The 18849-nt window shown below is 44.1% G+C and carries 7 protein-coding genes, 2 tRNA genes and 3 rRNA genes; 1 reads left to right on the forward strand and 11 read right to left on the reverse strand.

The features are described from left to right. Positions 1 to 9: 9 nt before the first annotated feature. The 10 genes from mshL to FE785_RS08680 all read right to left on the reverse strand — a co-directional run bounded on the left by mshL (position 10) and on the right by FE785_RS08680 (position 15401). Entirely contained in the window at positions 10 to 1674 is a 1665-nt protein-coding gene (mshL, locus tag FE785_RS08635) for a pilus (MSHA type) biogenesis protein MshL (protein WP_138565367.1), read from the reverse strand. Then, positions 1671 to 3230, reverse strand: coding sequence for an ExeA family protein (locus FE785_RS08640; RefSeq protein ID WP_138565368.1), 1560 nt, complete (start codon positions 3228 to 3230; stop codon positions 1671 to 1673). Before FE785_RS08640 ends, mshL begins: the two co-directional genes overlap by 4 nt. 475 nt (positions 3231 to 3705) lie before the next feature. Continuing rightward, positions 3706 to 3820, reverse strand: a 5S ribosomal RNA gene (rrf, locus tag FE785_RS08645). Positions 3821 to 3953: 133 nt separating this feature from the next. Next, positions 3954 to 6822: ribosomal RNA gene (locus tag FE785_RS08650) — 23S ribosomal RNA — on the reverse strand. Positions 6823 to 7175: 353 nt separating this feature from the next. Then, a tRNA-Ala gene (locus tag FE785_RS08655) sits at positions 7176 to 7251 on the reverse strand. A 5-nt stretch (positions 7252 to 7256) separates the two neighbouring features. Then, positions 7257 to 7333, reverse strand: a tRNA-Ile gene (locus FE785_RS08660). A gap of 77 nt (positions 7334 to 7410) precedes the next feature. Beyond that, positions 7411 to 8954: ribosomal RNA gene (locus tag FE785_RS08665) — 16S ribosomal RNA — on the reverse strand. The 16S, 23S and 5S rRNA genes sit together here with 2 tRNA genes alongside, the layout of an rRNA operon. Before the next feature lie 538 nt (positions 8955 to 9492). Then, positions 9493 to 13305, reverse strand: coding sequence for a YhdP family phospholipid transporter (locus FE785_RS08670; protein WP_138565369.1), 3813 nt, complete (start codon positions 13303 to 13305; stop codon positions 9493 to 9495). A gap of 39 nt (positions 13306 to 13344) precedes the next feature. Further along, complete coding sequence (rng, locus tag FE785_RS08675) at positions 13345 to 14814, reverse strand: ribonuclease G (RefSeq protein WP_138565370.1); 1470 nt, start codon at positions 14812 to 14814, stop codon at positions 13345 to 13347. 14 nt (positions 14815 to 14828) lie between these two features. Further along, positions 14829 to 15401, reverse strand: coding sequence for a Maf family protein (locus tag FE785_RS08680; protein ID WP_138565371.1), 573 nt, complete (start codon positions 15399 to 15401; stop codon positions 14829 to 14831). A gap of 169 nt (positions 15402 to 15570) precedes the next feature. Here FE785_RS08680 and FE785_RS08685 point away from each other — a divergent pair, with 169 nt between their 5' ends. Next, complete coding sequence (locus FE785_RS08685) at positions 15571 to 15978, forward strand: hypothetical protein (RefSeq protein WP_138565372.1); 408 nt, start codon at positions 15571 to 15573, stop codon at positions 15976 to 15978. A 24-nt stretch (positions 15979 to 16002) separates the two neighbouring features. Here the strand turns inward: FE785_RS08685 and FE785_RS08690 are convergent, their stop codons facing one another. After that, on the reverse strand, positions 16003 to 18843 hold the full coding sequence (locus FE785_RS08690) for an FAD-binding and (Fe-S)-binding domain-containing protein (protein WP_138565373.1): 2841 nt from the start codon (positions 18841 to 18843) through the stop codon (positions 16003 to 16005). Positions 18844 to 18849: the final 6 nt, after the last annotated feature.

Genomic DNA, 18849 nt, shown 5'->3' on the forward strand with positions numbered 1-18849 from the left:
CCAGCCTACCTATTGATTTTTAGTAGTCAAGAAACGACGAATCGATGTCAGATCGCCATTGTCGATATCAGGGTTTTTAATCACCGTCGGGCGAATAAAAATAACCAATTCACTTTTTGTAGTGGTATCAGATCGCTGCGAAAATAAGTCGCCAATAATTGGCGCGTCACCCAACCATGGCAATCCGACTCTGTTATTGCCATTAGAATCCTCAATCAGTCCACCAATAATCGCGATTTGACGATCTCTGAGCTTCAATACAGAAGACATCTCTTTTTCTTGAATAATCGGAATTAGACTTTGAACATCCCCCAAACTAGGGTTTGGATCGGCAACTTCATCAATTTTTCTCGAAATCGTCGGTCTCACATTCAATGTTATATCGTCGTTATCACCAATAAATGGTGTAACACTCATAGTAAAGCCGACCGGAACCGTTTGAATCTCGGTAGTGTATGTGGTTTCACCAACCCCTTGTGTGGTACTGGTTGTACTCGCCTCAACTTTAAAATAGACAAGATTGTTCACCACTTTTAACAATGCCGTCTGGTTATTGATCGCCATAATCTTTGGGCTTGATAACACCTTGGTATCACCAAAAACCTTTAGAAATTTCAAATTATCAAGTATATTTTCTCCAGCTCCGGTCAAGGCTGCACTATAACTACTTGATGAGAATCGTGCATCCGAAGTAAAGAACACACTACTCTTAACATTATTTACCGTACCAAATTTTGTCCAATCTATACCTGCTTGATAATCATCATTAAGGCTCACTTCTACGACTGTCGCTTCAATCAACACCTGTCTTTTGGCACGGTGGGTAACTTCATCGATATATTTTGCGATCGCCTTATGTTTTTGTTTGGTAGTATAAACAGAAATCACACCCGCTTCTGGATTCACCACCGTATTTTGTGATAACCCAGATAAAGCAGGGCTCGGCGCTGCGGCTTGGCCATCAACCGCTGTTGCAGGAGACATCACCATATTGGCATTAGGATCTATTTGTGCAAGTAGCTTGATGTTCTCATCAAGATTTTTCCAAAAATCTGATTTTGATGTAACCTTCACCGAAGATGAACTGGCAGGACTACCGCCACTTGATCCCCCGGTTCCCGAAGCAACCGTCATTTTCATATCAATAGACTCGGTACTGTCCCGAGAAATATTCACATAATCGATTTTGTAATTACGCCATTCAGGAAAATCCGGTCTAATTGATACAACACTACTGCTGAGTTCGAAAACAAACCCCACCTGCTCAGCAATTCGCTCAAGGATATTATCAAGTGGCTGATTAATTGCATTAATTGTGACGTTGCCGCTGATACCGGCATATAAATCAAGTTCGCGGTTAGCGTCTTTGGCTAACTTAAATAACAAATCCGCAACAGGAACATTCACAGCGGAAACGGAATACAGCTTTGTGCTGACTGCGCCAGACAATGGGGGCAGTAGTGGCTTTTGATTGTTGACAATGGAAGGAATCGCCGACGGGTCGTTTATACTGTCCTCGACTTTTGTCTGCTTTTGCAAGTGACCTTTAGGGACAAATTGCTCTGCAACCGGTGGCGCCAAGGGATCACGCTTGACGGCACTTTGCTGACACGCTGTTAATGATAAGGTCAGAACCCCAAAGAAAATATTGAAAAGAAATAGGCGACTAATCATAAGGGAACTCCAACCTCGATAAGTTTCTGTTCAGTATAGCTCAGTTTACGCTTAAGTGCTGAAATAGGCGTAATAAAAGGTTTAGAACGCGCTACGGATTGTGGTAATTGCTCAATATTATTAGATATACCACTTACACTTAAAGCATCCAAATAAAAAAACTTTATACGAAACGATTGACTTGGTTCATGAAAGTCAATTAACGCTTTAACCGGTTCATCTGATGTTAAAACTCTTTTGTAAAAGCGTAAAGCATTATTTAAGCTATCCACGCGCCTTGTCGACAACTGAATCATGTAATTAGACTCTGTAGCATTCAACCAGGCCGCAGTTTTTTTGTGCTCTGCGATCAATTTGGTTATGTATTCATTTGAAAGGCTAGTGATTTGATAAGCAGGGGTTTTTAACGTCTTAGTTTCATCAATAGCCACATTCTCTTTGACATTATTTGCTGATAGTGGCGCACCATTGGAAACCGTGTCGACCGAACTGGAATCTGTTTTGACTTCACCTTCCTTTACAACAGGCTTTGCAGCCAAATTGGCCTCTTGCAAAGTATCAATATTTATAACTGACTTATTATCAGATTTTTCGATGGCAGATGGTAAAGTCTGCAAATCAGGGTTTGTCGAACTGGACACATTATCCATCCCCTGGTTTGTGATTACATTGTGATAGGTGTAATAACCTGCTCCAATCAATAACATAAACAAGAGCGCCGCTATCAAAAGAGAGTTTACTCTGCTATTTTCAGCAGTATTGAAATCATCAGTTGGTTGTATATGCTTTGGGTGAATGGTTTTAGCATCGGTGCTAAATGCTGCCATCAGTGCCTTATCTGCTAAAACATTAATACTGCGCGGCAAACCGTCGCTTAATCTACAGATTTTCTTAGCAACACGGTTATCAAACAGATCAAGTCCTTGGTAACCAACTTTTCTTAAACGATAATTCAGATAGGCTTTAACTTCTTGGTAATTAAAAGGTCTGACATAGATACTGTAAGTAATACGACTCTTTAACTGCCTAATATTGGGATGTTCAATCGCTTTATCAAGTTCTGGCTGGCCAAAAAGAACAATTTGCAACAACTTATCATCAGCCGTTTCTATATTACTGAGAAGCCTAATTTCCTCTAGTGTCTCAAGTGACATGGATTGTGCTTCATCAACAAGCATCACCACTTTCTTATTTTGGGCATGTAATTCAAGCAGACGCTGTTTCAAGGCGTTCACGATATCAAATTTAGGCGCACTGGAATCAATTTGAATATGCAATTCAGAGCATATATATAGCAATAGATCTTTCGATGACAAATTTGGCGAATTGATATAGACCAACTCGTAGGTATCATCAAGCTTGCTGGCAAGTAAACGCAATAACATTGTTTTACCACTACCGACTTCACCGGTCACCTTAATGATTCCATCACCACGTTCGATGGTATAAAGCAAGGCATCAAGAATTTCTTGTCTTGTTCCATGCTTATAAAACATCTGTAAATCAGGTGTCGTTTTGAAAGGTAAGTCATTTAAACCAAAATAAGGTCTATACATAGGTGAATCCGCTAATCATTAGCCTTCGATATAATACACATATAAAAAAATATCTAATTTTGAACGATAGCAAACTATCTACTAAAACAAAAGCAATAAGATCAAAAATATGAATAAATCAACAGTCCAATTGACATCAAACAAGTTATATCAAAGAGAGAATATACAAAGGTATTGATCATCAATAATGTAAAAAACTCCAAATAGTCAGTAAAAATCCTGGAACGAATTTGTTTTGTAAAATTCAGACAATAAAGAACCCGTTAGGACTATATATCAATATAGGTATAAAAGCATGGCAATGCCCAGCTGCGGGCAGAAGCCTTGCGTTTGTACCTTTTGGTTGCTCATTCGCTAAGAAGCTACCATTAGACGGCTTTTCACGACACATTCGTCCTACTCTACGTAGGCCATTTTCTCAAGACAAAAAAAAACCGCGAACCCTCAATTGGGAACGCGGTTTTTTAGGATATAAGCTTGGCAATGACCTACTCTCACATGGGACCTCCCACACTACCATCGGCGCTGAGACGTTTCACTACTGAGTTCGGTAAGGGATCAGGTGGTTCCATCTCGCTATTGTCACCAAGCAATTTGGTGTTATGTGCAGAGCGATCTACACATAAAATTCTTGGAATAGAGTTGTTTAGGTTTGTATCCGAGTTTTACTCAAGGTATACCACAACATCGTCTTGTTCAATTAACAAGTCACTTTTGAGTTGTATAGTTAAGCCTCACGGGTAATTAGTACAAGTTAGCTTCATACATTACTGCACTTCCACATCTTGCCTATCAACGTCATAGTCTCTAACGGCCCTTCAGAAGACTTAAAGTCTAGGGAAAACTTATCTTGAGGCAGGTTTCCCGCTTAGATGCTTTCAGCGGTTATCCTTTCCGAACATAGCTACCCGGCAATGCAATTGGCATCACAACCGGAACACCAGGGGTTCGTCCACTCCGGTCCTCTCGTACTAGGAGCAGCCCCTCTCAATTTTCCAACGCCCACGGCAGATAGGGACCGAACTGTCTCACGACGTTCTAAACCCAGCTCGCGTACCACTTTAAATGGCGAACAGCCATACCCTTGGGACCGACTTCAGCCCCAGGATGTGATGAGCCGACATCGAGGTGCCAAACACCGCCGTCGATATGAACTCTTGGGCGGTATCAGCCTGTTATCCCCGGAGTACCTTTTATCCGTTGAGCGATGGCCCTTCCACACAGAACCACCGGATCACTAGAACCTGCTTTCGCACCTGCTCGACGTGTCTGTCTCGCAGTCAAGCACCCTTTTACTCTTGCGCTCATTGCACGATGTCCGACCGTGCTGAGGGTACCTTCGCGCTCCTCCGTTACTCTTTAGGAGGAGACCGCCCCAGTCAAACTACCCACCATACACTGTCCCTGAGCAGGATTCACTGCCCGAGGTTAGAACCTCAATAATATCAGGGTGGTATTTCAAGGATGGCTCCACTGCAACTGGCGTCACAGTTTCAAAGCCTCCCACCTATCCTACACAGATAGTATCAAAGTCCAGTGCAAAGCTGTAGTAAAGGTTCACGGGGTCTTTCCGTCTAGCCGCGGGTACGCAGCATCTTAACTGCGATTTCAATTTCGCTGAGTCTCGGCTGGAGACAGTGTGGCCATCATTACGCCATTCGTGCAGGTCGGAACTTACCCGACAAGGAATTTCGCTACCTTAGGACCGTTATAGTTACGGCCGCCGTTTACCGGGGCTTCGATCAAGAGCTTCGCTAATGCTAACCCCATCAATTAACCTTCCGGCACCGGGCAGGCGTCACACCCTATACTTCATCTTTCGATTTTGCAGAGTGCTATGTTTTTTAGTAAACAGTTGCAGCCACCAGTTTATTGCAACCTCCAGACGCTTACGGAGCAAGTCCTTCACGTTAGGAGGCGTACCTTCTCCCGAAGTTACGGTACCATTTTGCCTAGTTCCTTCAGCCGAGTTCTCTCAAGCGCCTTAGAATTCTCATCCTGACCACCTGTGTTGGTTTGGGGTACGATTATTTATTACCTGAAGCTTAGAAGCTTTTCTTGGAAGCATGGCATCAATCACTTCGTCCAAAAGAGGACTCGTCATCAATTCTCAGCATAAAGTATCCCGGATTTGCCTAAGATACATGCCTACAATCTTAAACTTGGACAACCATCGCCAAGCTGATCTAGCCTACTCCGTCCCTCCATCGCAGTAATAAATAGTGCAGGAATATTAACCTGCTTCCCATCGACTACGCTTCTCAGCCTCGCCTTAGGGGTCGACTAACCCTACGTCGATTAACGTTGCGTAGGAAACCTTGGTCTTTCGGCGAGGGAGCTTTTCACTCCCTTTATCGCTACTCATGTCAGCATTCGCACTTCTGATACCTCCAGGACACTTTACAATGCCCCTTCGCAGGCTTACAGAACGCTCCTCTACCATGCGTGTAAACACGCATCCGCATCTTCGGTATATTACTTAGCCCCGTTAAATCTTCGGCGCAGGCCGACTCGATCAGTGAGCTATTACGCTTTCTTTAAAGGGTGGCTGCTTCTAAGCCAACCTCCTGACTGTCTAAGCCTTCCCACATCCTTTCCCACTTAGTAATATTTAGGGACCTTAGATGGCGGTCTGGGTTGTTTCCCTCTTGACTACGGACGTTAGCACCCGCAGTCTGTCTCCCATGATTGCACTTGCTGGTATTCGGAGTTTGCAATGGGCTGCTAACCCTTGACGGGCCGCTAGACCATAACAGTGCTCTACCCCCAGCAGTGAGACATGAGGCTCTACCTAAATAGATTTCGAGGAGAACCAGCTATCTCCGGGCTTGATTAGCCTTTCACTCCGATCCACAACTCATCCCCGCATTTTTCAACATACGTGGGTTCGGTCCTCCAGTACCTGTTACGGCACCTTCAACCTGGCCATGGATAGATCGCCCGGTTTCGGGTCTACACCATGCAACTAGACGCCCATTTAAGACTCGGTTTCCCTACGGCTCCCCTATTCGGTTAACCTCGCTACATAATGTAAGTCGCTGACCCATTATACAAAAGGTACGCAGTCACATAACAAGTATGCTCCTACTGCTTGTACGTACACGGTTTCAGGTTCTATTTCACTCCCCTTCAGGGGTTCTTTTCGCCTTTCCCTCACGGTACTGGTTCACTATCGGTCGGTAGAGAGTATTTAGCCTTGGAGGGTGGTCCCCCCATGTTCAGACAGAATTTCACGTGTTCCGTCCTACTCGATTTCACCAATAAAAGATTTTCGTATACGGGACTATCACCCTGTATCGTTAGACTTTCCAGACTATTCTACTAATCCAATATCAGCTTAAGGGCTGGTCCCCGTTCGCTCGCCGCTACTTAGGGAATCTCGGTTGATTTCTTTTCCTCCGGGTACTTAGATGTTTCAGTTCTCCGGGTTAGCCACCTCATAAGAGGTTATCCATAAAGGATGGGTTTTCCCATTCGGAAATCTCTGGGTCAAAGGTTATTTGCCACCTCACCAGAGCTTATCGCAGGCTATCACGTCCTTCATCGCCTTCTACCGCCTAGGCATCCACCGTGTACGCTTAGTCACTTAACTATACAACTCAAAAATAACCTTGACCTTTTGTGTTGTTCATAAGAACAATCAAAGCCTATTGAACTGTGTTTGAAGTTTGCAGTCGCAAGCTTCACGCAACTAAAAGTTTCGCTGTCATGATATACGCTTGAGTAAATCTCAAATATATATACTTACCTAAACTTTCTAACTCATTCGAGTTAGAAAGCTTTGTGTAATGAGAGTCTTGGAAGGGATCTCTCATTACTGTCTATGTCACAAAGTCGGCTGTGACATAAACCTCTATTCCAAATTTTTAAAGAACTTTTCAGTTAAATCGTTACCAATGTAACTGTTAATAAACTCTGTTTTACAGAACTCATTAAGAGTTAAATTGGTGGAGCTATGCGGGATCGAACCGCAGACCTCCTGCGTGCAAGGCAGGCGCTCTCCCAGCTGAGCTATAGCCCCATTATTGGTGGGTCTGGGTGGATTTGAACCACCGACCTCACCCTTATCAGGGGTGCGCTCTAACCAACTGAGCTACAGACCCAGGTCGTTCACTATCTTTCATGTAATTCAGAGACAATTTATGTGAAAACTCACTTAAGCTCGCAGATGCTTTTTCTTAAAGGAGGTGATCCAGCCCCAGCTTCCGCTAGGGCTACCTTGTTACGACTTCACCCCAGTCATGAACCACAAAGTGGTAAGCGCCCTCCCGAAGGTTAAGCTACCTACTTCTTTTGCAATCCACTCCCATGGTGTGACGGGCGGTGTGTACAAGGCCCGGGAACGTATTCACCGCAACATTCTGATTTGCGATTACTAGCGATTCCGACTTCATGGAGTCGAGTTGCAGACTCCAATCCGGACTACGAGAGGTTTTTTGAGATTCGCGCACTGTCGCCAGTTGGCTGCTCTTTGTACCTCCCATTGTAGCACGTGTGTAGCCCATCCCATAAGGGCCATGATGACTTGACGTCGTCCCCGCCTTCCTCCGGTTTATCACCGGCAGTCTCTTTAGAGTTCTCAACTGAATGGTAGCAACTAAAGATAAGGGTTGCGCTCGTTGCGGGACTTAACCCAACATCTCACGACACGAGCTGACGACAGCCATGCAGCACCTGTCACAGAGTTCCCGAAGGCACGAATCCATCTCTGGAAACTTCTCTGGATGTCAAGGGATGGTAAGGTTCTTCGCGTTGCATCGAATTAAACCACATGCTCCACCGCTTGTGCGGGCCCCCGTCAATTCCTTTGAGTTTTAATCTTGCGACCGTACTCCCCAGGCGGTCAACTTATCGCGTTAGCTGCGTTACTAACCTTTTTAATAAGGCCAACAACTAGTTGACATCGTTTACGGCGTGGACTACCGGGGTATCTAATCCCGTTCGCTACCCACGCTTTCGCACCTCAGCGTCAGTTTTAAGCCAGGAAGTCGCCTTCGCCACTGATGTTCCTCCAGATATCTACGCATTTCACTGCTACACCTGGAATTCCACCTCCCTCTCTTAAACTCTAGAGTGCCAGTATCAGATGCAATTCCAAGGTTGAGCCCTGGGCTTTCACAACTGACTTAACATTCCGCCTACGCGCGCTTTACGCCCAGTAATTCCGAATAACGCTTGCACCCTCTGTATTACCGCGGCTGCTGGCACAGAGTTAGCCGGTGCTTCTTCTAAAGTTAACGTCAAATAATGCAGGTATTAACTACACTACCTTCCTCACAATTGAAAGTGCTTTACAACCCTCGGGCCTTCTTCACACACGCGGTATGGCTGCATCAAGGTTTCCCTCATTGTGCAATATTCCCCACTGCTGCCTCCCGTAGGAGTCTGGGCCGTGTCTCAGTCCCAGTGTGGCTGATCATCCTCTCAAACCAGCTAGAGATCGCGGGCTTGGTGAGCCATTACCTCACCAACTACCTAATCTCACCTGGGCTCATCCTATAGCGAAACCTTTCAAGAAGAGGGCTCCTTTACTCCGTAGAGCATATTCGGTATTAGCATACGTTTCCATATGTTGTCCCCAACTATAGGGTAGATTCCCAGGCATTACTCACCCGTCCGCCACTCGACGCCTAGAGAGCAAGCTCTCTATCGTTTCCGTCCGACTTGCATGTGTTAAGCCTACCGCCAGCGTTCATTCTGAGCCAGGATCAAACTCTTCAGTTTAATCTTGCTGATATATTTAAACTCCATCTCTGGATAATAAACACTCAAAATTGACTAGGTACATGTTTTACCATTGTACATAGTTGTCGAGATATTTTAGTGCGTCCACTCACTTAAGGAGTTTCCACATAAATTATCTCTGAATTACCTGATTTTTAAAGAACTTAGGTCTCTTCGACAACACTGAAAAGTAAATCGCTTTTCGTTGTCGGTAAGCCGCTCATTATAAGTAATTAGAAGCTTTAGTGTCAACAATTATTTTCAACTTTTTTTTAATTTATTTTCAAATCTGAAAACACCCAAAAAAGCATCAACCCAATTCGTTAACCACTTCTAAATCTTTTAAAGAGCTTATCCGCTCGGTACCGCATTGAATCTTTATCCAACGCCCCGTTCGGAACAGGTGCGTATTCTAGGGATTTCTCAAATTAACGCAACCCTTTTTTGCATCTTTTTTTACTTTTTTTTGCTTTTCCTGTTTTAGCCACGCTAAGTTATTGAAATTACAATTTCGCTCTACTAAATACTATGGATACAATTATCTGCTTAAGCGTTTCTCTTCTACCGGGTTTGGCGCCTCTTTCAATTCCTTACCATTTATTAAAGGTTTTGCCCAAGGACCGGTTATTCTGTATTCATAAGTCACCAAATTTTCATTCACGCCTGGAATGACTTTCATCAGTGTATAAATCGCCAATGCCGTAATCGGGTTGGCGGCTCCGGCAATAGCTGCGATAGTCGGAACCGTTGCGCCTATCTTAGGCGTTACTTTTGCTTTTAGGTCAAACTGCTCTTTAATCAAATCGACATTGCCCTGCATTGTTACACTTGCTGATGGGGCTTTAATGTCAAACTCATTAAACACGACTTGGCCTCTATCTATCTTCGCCTTACCGGAGATTTCGTCATACACCATCCCCTTATGGGTCACATCTTTTAAATCCAGACTTAGACGCCTAACCAGCGACTCAACACTCAATAAACCAATCAATCTAGCAATACCCGGTTCGACATCTTCAATAGCACCGTCTTTCATCATAAACCCTAGACTGCCATTAGCCGTATCGGCTGTTAGACACTCAACCCCACCGTACCAATTCAACTCCATTGTCATATCCGCTTTTTTACCGGTGAACCCTTTATTGAGCTTTAGAAACTCAACCAGTCCTTCGACATTATTAGAGTTCATCCCTAGTGCCAGCGTTGAGAATTGATTATATTTATCGAATTGGTAACTTCCACTCAACACACCTGCACCCGATGCAAAGCCGCCTTTTAGCGTTTTGACGGTAAAGGCCTGCTTTTCATCGACCAATTCAAAACTCAATTGATCTATTTTTCGGCCATTGAAGATAATATTACGGCCACTGAACACTATATTAGGAATAGCGCTATCGTCTGCATCGATATTTACTTCGCACTGTGCGGCTTGCTTTTGCGCTACAACCTCTTCTGACCCAGATAATTGATTCGATTGGGTTTGCAATACTAATTTATCTACATTTACTTTAATCGGCTTTGATTTATCACCATGAACTAAAGCCTGAGCTTGCAAATACGCACCAATAGTGTCGATACTCAATCCACCTAGACCGTCTGCTTGCCAACTAAAGCGCTGATTTTCATATTTCTGCCCTAAAAAATCGAGTTGCTTGACAGTGATATCGGTACCTCGCCAATCAAGGTCATTTATTAAAGAGGCGTCACCGCCATTAAATATTTGCTTAGACAGAATTGGCAGCCACCGATCCAGGTCCAACTCATCAATCCCTCCCTTTATCTGAGAATGCCTTGTGTTATCTTTTAAACCTACACCCCCTAAAGCAGCTATAACTTGCTCCAAGCGGAAATTCTTCTCTGCACCATCCTGCCTTTTCCATAACAGCTTCGCTTCAAGTAATTCGGGCAAAGAAACACGATTATCGAAATCATCGTTACGCAAAACGCTATTGATGGTTAAAACCTTATCTTGCAACAGCTCTTTATTTAAAGGCTTGGGCATTAAACTACCCGCCCTGCCTAGATAAAACGTTGTTTTTGCCTTAAGGTCACCACGCCCTGTTCGCATCGGAATTTGCCAATCAGAACGCCAATTCAAAGGCTCTGCAAACCACGTATTTTCTTTTGCCAACATATGCCCATTTAAATTCAATAACGCCTTGTTAGAGCTCGCGCTGGTTTTTAGACTGCCTTTCACCTTGCCATCCATAAACACAAAGCGAATCTTTTCAGCACTCACCGCACTCTCGGTAAACTGAAGCTTGGAGTGCAATTGGCTAACGGGCAAATCGTTTAGTACATCAAAGCCGGCATCGGTAAAGTGCACATCACCACTTACCCGGGTTTCCAATTTGTCATAACCTGAAACCGGTATCCATAACTTATGTAACGCCACCCGAGTGTTACCATGAAAATTTCTGTGTGATGACAAAAACTCGGTAAGACCCAACTTTGCGGCTAAAGGTGAACTCGTTAAATAGTTAACCGCATCCTTCATGTCGGCACTAGCATTCGCCTGAATAACGACAGCAATATCGTCTTTATTTAAATCTGGAATTTGGACACGAACATCCTTGGCCTGTACCCCGTCCAAAACCTCGACAAAAGGGGCTTCAATCATTAATTGATAAGGCGTAAAATGTAAAATCGCGTCAATTTTTTTCAATGAAGGCCATTTATCATCGAACAGCAGTTCGGCATTATCAACCTTTGCATCAAGGGTAAACACGCCTGACTTATCAAGATAGGGAAACTGTTCATAACCACCTTTTACCCGACCTTTAAAGCGGATATTCTCACCTGCCAACAAACCTTCTTTCAAAAAGGCCTGCAATGTTTCTGACATGAACGGATATGGCAGGTAACTTTTCAATGAAGACATATTGTTAAACACCGCATTGAAATCGATATCAATATCTTTACTGGCGATCTTTCTGGCTTCAACTTCTAACGCGGCATCATCAACTTGAAAAGCAAGCCTAGGCAGTTGCCAAGATTTATTATCTTGCTCATAATTCATTCTAACCATTGCCGGCAGCTTCACCTGCATCGGTCTGTTATGCACCTCTGGTGCCATAACCCAAATAGGTTTTTCAGTTCTCAAGGTCAAACCGGCAGGATCCTTATCCAACCTCAGCTGACGGATACTGACTCCAGGATAGTTAGTAACCGGAACATCAATACGCTCAAAATTCACTGACAATAATGGGACATCGATTTTATCGACATGAACTCGACCACTAACATCGGAAACCTTTAAGAAAGCGGCTTGATCAAAGAAAGCGGCTATATGCGGATTCTTGATCAGAGATTTAACCAATACTTTGAATGGCTCAAGCTCGAAAAACTGGGCCTTGAAAGATACGGTATCGCCACCGTCGTAATACAGCTCAACCGGAGACACAGTTTCGATGAAGCGATTATCGATTTGCACCTTTGAAAGCCAGATTTTCCAATCGTCTTCATCCGATAAGGCCAGCTGATTCTGATAACTCCAGTCAAATTGCAGCCCTAGACTATCAGGAAGCTTGACCGTTTGCTGCGGCCACTCCAGCATCTGCGAATTAAGTGCCAAACGCACATTGGTGACTTGCGAATCCTCAATGGCACCGTCCACATCAACAATCAGCTCACCTCTAGGCAAAACGGACTGCCAATTTTTCGATAAGGCCTTACTCAGATTTCTTACCCTTAAAGGAGAAAAGGATGAAAGACTAAACTTCCCCTGACTGACTCGCCCCCAGATATCGTTATCCAAGGATGCGGTAAAATTAAAGCGCTCATAGTTAAGCAGTGATTTATAGGCGAGACTGAATTCAGACACCACCGAGAATCTTGCCGCATTAATCGATTGAAAATCATGCAGATGGAGAACAAAACCGGGGCGGGCAAATTCGCTTAAGACAAAGCTTTTCAACTCGATTCGTTTCCAAAGGTGGGCGGTAACGGCTTTGATTTGAAGGTATTCTTGCAGATTAAAGGGTTGAGGTTCGTTACCTTCGGACTGCTGTCGGTTTTGATAAGCGCCATACTCAATCTTAATGGCATCACCATAACCTAATGACGGAATGAAAAGCGCAAACAGGTTAATATCTGTCTGCAAGTGAGCCGCCTGCAAAACAAAGCGTTTATCGACAATGGAAAAGTTGTTTAGTGTTAACTCGAAGCCGTCCCAGCTTTGTTCAACCAAAATCTGCTCTGCTATGATTTTAGTGTCGCTAATCGCTTCAACGGTCTGAATAAATTGTTGCGGAAAGAATTGAACCCAGGAGACAAATAGACGTGTTAACAGTACATACAGCACTAAAATGGCCAACAACCACTGCAAAATGCTATGTGTTTTTCTCAACATATCCGCTATCCAATACTTGATGCAACCGCTTATGAGTGATTACATCATGACTACATCAAACTGCTCTTGTGCGTAACTGCTCTCAGCCTGAAAACGTATGCTCTTTTTCAAAAAGGCTTCTAATTCAGCCACACTACTGGATTCTTCATCCATAATACGCGAGACCACCGCTTCAGCAGCGATAACACGGTATTTACTGGCATTAAAAGAGCGCGCCATACGGGTAATCTCGCGAAAAATCTCATAAGCGATGGTTTCCGGGGTTTTAACCGTACCGCTGCCGTTACAGATAGGGCAAGGTTCGCACAAGGTTCTTTCCAGACTCTCTCGAGTTCGCTTACGAGTCATCTCCACCAACCCCAAGCTGGAAATATTGCTAATGGAAGTCTTTACTCGATCTTTACTCAACTCTTTGGTTAGCGCATTCAATACATGGCTTTGATGCTCAGCATCATCCATATCGATAAAATCGAGAATGATAATTCCGCCCAGGTTACGCAAACGAAGCTGGCGAGCAATGGCTTGAGTGGCCTCGAGATTGGTTCGATAAATGGTCTCTTCCAGGTTACGATGACCGACAAAAGCACCGGTATTGACATCAATCGTAGTCATGGCTTCTGTCTGATCGATTATCAAATAGCCGCCAGACTTCAAATTGACACGTTTATGCAAAGCGGTTTGAATCTCTTCTTCGATATTGTAGAGATCGAAAATCGGGCGCTCACCTTGATACAAGCCAACACGATCTTTCAGTTCGATAACATACATTTCGACAAAATCACGCATTTTATTTAAGGTTTCGGTCGAATCGACACGAATGTTTTCAATTCTATCGATCGGGATATCTCGTAAAATTCGTAAGTAGAGCGGCAAATCCTCATAAATCAAAGCCGGTTTGCGGGCCGCTTTGGCACGCTCTTGCACACCATTCCAGAGACGTTGCAAATAAATCATATCGGCGCGCATTTCGTGAAAATCAACGCCCTCGGCAACCGTACGGACAATCACCCCACCCTCTGAATCGGTAAATTCAGGAATGGTTTTGACCATCTCTCGCAAACGCTCGCGCTCTTCCGAGTCATCAATTTTTTGCGAAACACCCAAAGTATTCTCCACCGGCATATACACCAACATACGTGACGGGATGGTCACCTGCATGGTAATGCGAGCGCCTTTAGTACCTAAAGGATCCTTGAGCACCTGCACCATAATCTTTTGCCCTTGGCGCAGCAATTTGGTGATGTCTTCACAATCTTCATCTTCGCTGCCAATAGCTTTATGACACACATCGGAAACATGCAAAAACGCCGCTCTTTCGAGGCCGATATTAATAAAAGCCGCCTGCATCCCCGGTAATACACGCTCGACCTTACCCATGTAGATATTGCCGACTAAACCGCGTTTGTTAGCACGTTCGACCCATACTTCTTGTAAAACACCGTTTTCCACCCAAGCAACACGTGTTTCATTTGGCGTGACATTGACTAATATCTTTTCTTCGTTATGCATAAATATTCTTTTTTTTATTTGTAACCCGAGGCTTTTAATAATTCATTTAACTCAAATAGCGGCAAGCCCATTACCGCAGAATAACTACCCTTAATATTTTCGATATATTGAGCGGCTTTGCCCTGAATGGCATAACTGCCCGCCTTACCTTGCGGCTCGCCACTGGCAATATAGCCACGGATTTCCGTATCAGATAACTCTCTAAAAGAAACCTCAGTCTTATTTAGCACTGAAAACACTTCACCATCATAGACAATAGCGACAGCCGATAACACTTGATGAACCTTACCGGAAAGTTTTTTCAACATGCGCTCAGCATCAAAATCATTTTTTGACTTACCCAGTACTTTCCCGTCTACAAGCACCGCAGTATCACCGCCGATGACCCAGACTTGTTTACCGGCCACCTTATTAAATCCAGCCATGGCTTTTTCTATGGCGATACGCAACACATAAGATTCCGGCGATTCATGAGGTAAAGCCACTTCTTCCACTGGTGCATTGACCACCTCGAAATCCAATCCAACCTGTGCAAGCAACTCTTGTCTACGAGGTGAATTAGAGGCTAAAAATAGAGGCTTTTGCATTAAATATCCTGTCCTGTGTAAAACTCTGCTTTAACTTAAAACACGTTTTTTAATTTATGCGCTACGCCAAAGACAAATCTTTAAAAATTAGGATTCCATTCTACCGATTAAATCAGTATATTTGCACTTTTAAAACTTGATGAATCAATCAGCATATTTAGGGCAAATCATGAATATCATTCTAAATGATCACTCAGCACAAAATCTTGAAAATACTTTTGACGCTATTTATCTGAACTCTTGCCCGCTATTCTCGCTAATGGCCGAAAAAACAGAGCTGCCTTGGTTACTTGTCATCCCAAAACAAGCGTTGGATAGTTCAACCAACTTAAACTACATCCAACAATTGTATGGCGACATTTACCGTCTAACCGATTTTTTATTGGACAAAGGTTATGGTCCAAAATTCAATCTCGCCAAAATCGGCAACAAGAACCCTTTGCAACATATCCATTTGGTATTCAGAAACGAAGAAGATGAATGCTGGCCCGATGCCATCTGGTGCCACGAACCGCTTAAGGCTAGTGAAAATACGGCCAATGAACTGAAAGCGGCATTAGCAGATTTCTTTCAATAAAATCAGCCATACCGAATTGAGAGATTAAACCTCAAGCTGCCACGCTTGGGCAAAGACTTGCGCCATATGCAAACCTTGATAACCACCTAGGTCTTTAATCTGATGGCGACAACTGGTGCCAGTCGCGACAATCAAATCCTCAGCTTTACTTTGCCTTAAGCTCGGTAATAACGATTGTTCGGCAATTTTGACCGATACATCATAATGTTTATAGCCAAAATCGCCGGACATACCACAACAGCCGGACGGGATCATCTCTACCTGGCAACCATTTAGTAATTGCAACGCTTTTTTACTGTCCAAAGGACTTGCCAAAGACTTCTGGTGACAATGCACATGCAACCAAACTTTTTTTGTCAATGATGGCCAAGCGATATCGTCTTGATACACTAGCGCTAACTCTTCAAAACTTTTGGTCGCAAATAAAGCCCGCGCGAGTTCTGGCTCTAACTGTTGAGACGGCAACCTTTCACTATTCAATAACGCTTTTGCTTCATCTCGCCAAACTAATAATTCTGAAGGTTCAATACCGATAATTTCATCATCTGCCTGCCAACCATCAAACTGCTTGATTACTTCTAGCAGCGCCTGATTTGCCTGTTTTAACAAACCTTGACTGATAAGCAATCGTGGGGACTTTGACAACCAGACAGGATTAACATCAAACCCCATCTTCAGTAGCGACAACAAGGTCGCTTTAGCCGCTTTAGGCTCTTGAAACTGAGCATAAACATCAACAAGCAACCAGACTTTTTTGTTAAGGATGACATCTTGTTCTAAAAAAGCGGAAGCTTCCACCCCCTGCCACCACTGCTTGAGGTTTTCAGTCGAAGCTTGCGGCAACGAGCGTTGTTTGGCAACGCCTATTAACCGTTTAACTAGTGGCAAGGATTGCAAACCGTTAAATACATACGGCAGCTTTTGACCAAAACTCAACCAATAATGATAATTTTGATAGGCAATATCTTTAAAACGAGGCAGCCAACGCCGTTGATGGTTTTGATATAACACCTCGGATTTCAGCCTGGCCATATCAACACTCGCCGGGCACTCGGATTTACAAGCCTTACAGCCTAAACACATATCCAAAGCATCTTGCAGCTCACCTCCACTTAAGGCTGCTGCTGGATTGGCTTCGGTTAAAGCAAAGCGCAATAGATTGCTACGCCCTCGGGTGGAATAATTTTCTTCACGCGTAGCCTGATAAGACGGACACATCACACCTCGCCCTGCCGATTTTCGACAGGCGGCGGCACCGTTACATTTTTCTACCGCATCCATCAAAGAGATATCGGCCTGCCAGTCAAACCCCGTATTCAATTGCTTAATCGGCTGACGATCGGCACGCAAGTTTTGCGTAATCGGCATATCACCAATAATAACGCCCGGATTTAAAAGGTTATGCGGGTCAAAAGCATACTTCAATTCTTTCAACCAAGCATAAACCTGCTCACCAACCTGTTCTTTGAGAAACGGGGCACGAATGCGTCCATCACCATGCTCACCGGATAAGGCGCCACGATATTTTTTCACCAGCTTGGAATTGCGCTCGGCAATGGTCTGCATCAACTGTCGACCTTCGGTTGTCGCCAAATCCAACTCTGGGCGAATATGTATTAATCCAACCGAAGCATGGCCATAGTAGACACAGTTGACCTTCAACTCTGCCATTAGAGCCTGAATATCTTTGAAATAGTCATACATCGAATGTACCGGCACAGCCGCATCTTCAATCACGGCAACCGCTTTTTTACGAGTCACCTTGCCCATTAGCAGGCCTAAACCGGCCTTGCGAACCTGCCAGACCTTACCCGCATCTTCTGGATCAATAATCGGTGCCGCATAAGCCTCTTGTTCCAATAGCCATTGCTGAATAGACTTTAAGCGCTGGGCGAGTAACTCGCGACTCTCATCAAATAGCTCAATTACCAGCACCGCAGCCGGATCTTCATTGATCCAAAAACGATTTTTCTGCTGTTGCAGATTGTTTTTGGTGCCCTCCAAAGTGGCCTTATCAATTAGCTCAATCGCTGCAGGCTCAAAATCCAATAAACGAGGAACCTGCCTCATCGCCGTTTCGATAGAATCGAAATGCGCGCAAATCAATTGTTGTTGCTTGGGTCGCTCGACTAATTTGAGCGTTGCCAGCTTAATGACCGCAAGCGTACCTTCACTACCACAAATCAATGGCGCGAGATTGAACGGCTTTCCTTGAGGATTAAACGGTTGGTGATGACGATAGAGTTCATCCAACGCATAGCCGGTATTGCGACGCTTTATGGATGGGTGCGGATAGTTTTCTAGAATGGTTTTGCCGTGGCGCTCCAAAAGGTTAAATACGGTACGATAGATATTGCCTTCGAAATCTTGATGCGCCAATTTTTCCCTCAGCATCGCTTCCGATAAGGGGCCAAAAGTGGTTTCAGAGCCATCGGCCAGAATCACTTCAACCGATTTCACATGCTCTCGGGTCGTTCCATAATAAAACGAATAAGAACCGCAAGAGTTATTACCAATCATGCCTCCTATCATGGCACGATTTGAGGTAGAAGTATCCGGAGCAAACTTTAAATTATCACCCTTAGCAAAATCATTTAAATCATCTTGAATGACACCCGGTTCGACATCAATTTCCTGCTCATTAGGACGATAAGAAATAATATTGGTCAAATGCTGAGAGACATCAATCACCACACCCGAACCAATCGCCTGTCCACCTAAAGATGTACCTCCAGCGCGCATTGAAATCCTTTGTTGTGCTTTAAAACATTTACGCACAAGCTCAACGAACTCTGAAGAACTCTCGGGGTAGACAACTTGCTGTGCTTCAAGCTCAAATATCGATGCGTCAGTAACTAATGACATAGAGAC

The sequence above is a fragment of the Thiomicrorhabdus sediminis genome (assembly GCF_005885815.1).
GTDB lineage: Bacteria > Pseudomonadota > Gammaproteobacteria > Thiomicrospirales > Thiomicrospiraceae > Thiomicrorhabdus > Thiomicrorhabdus sediminis.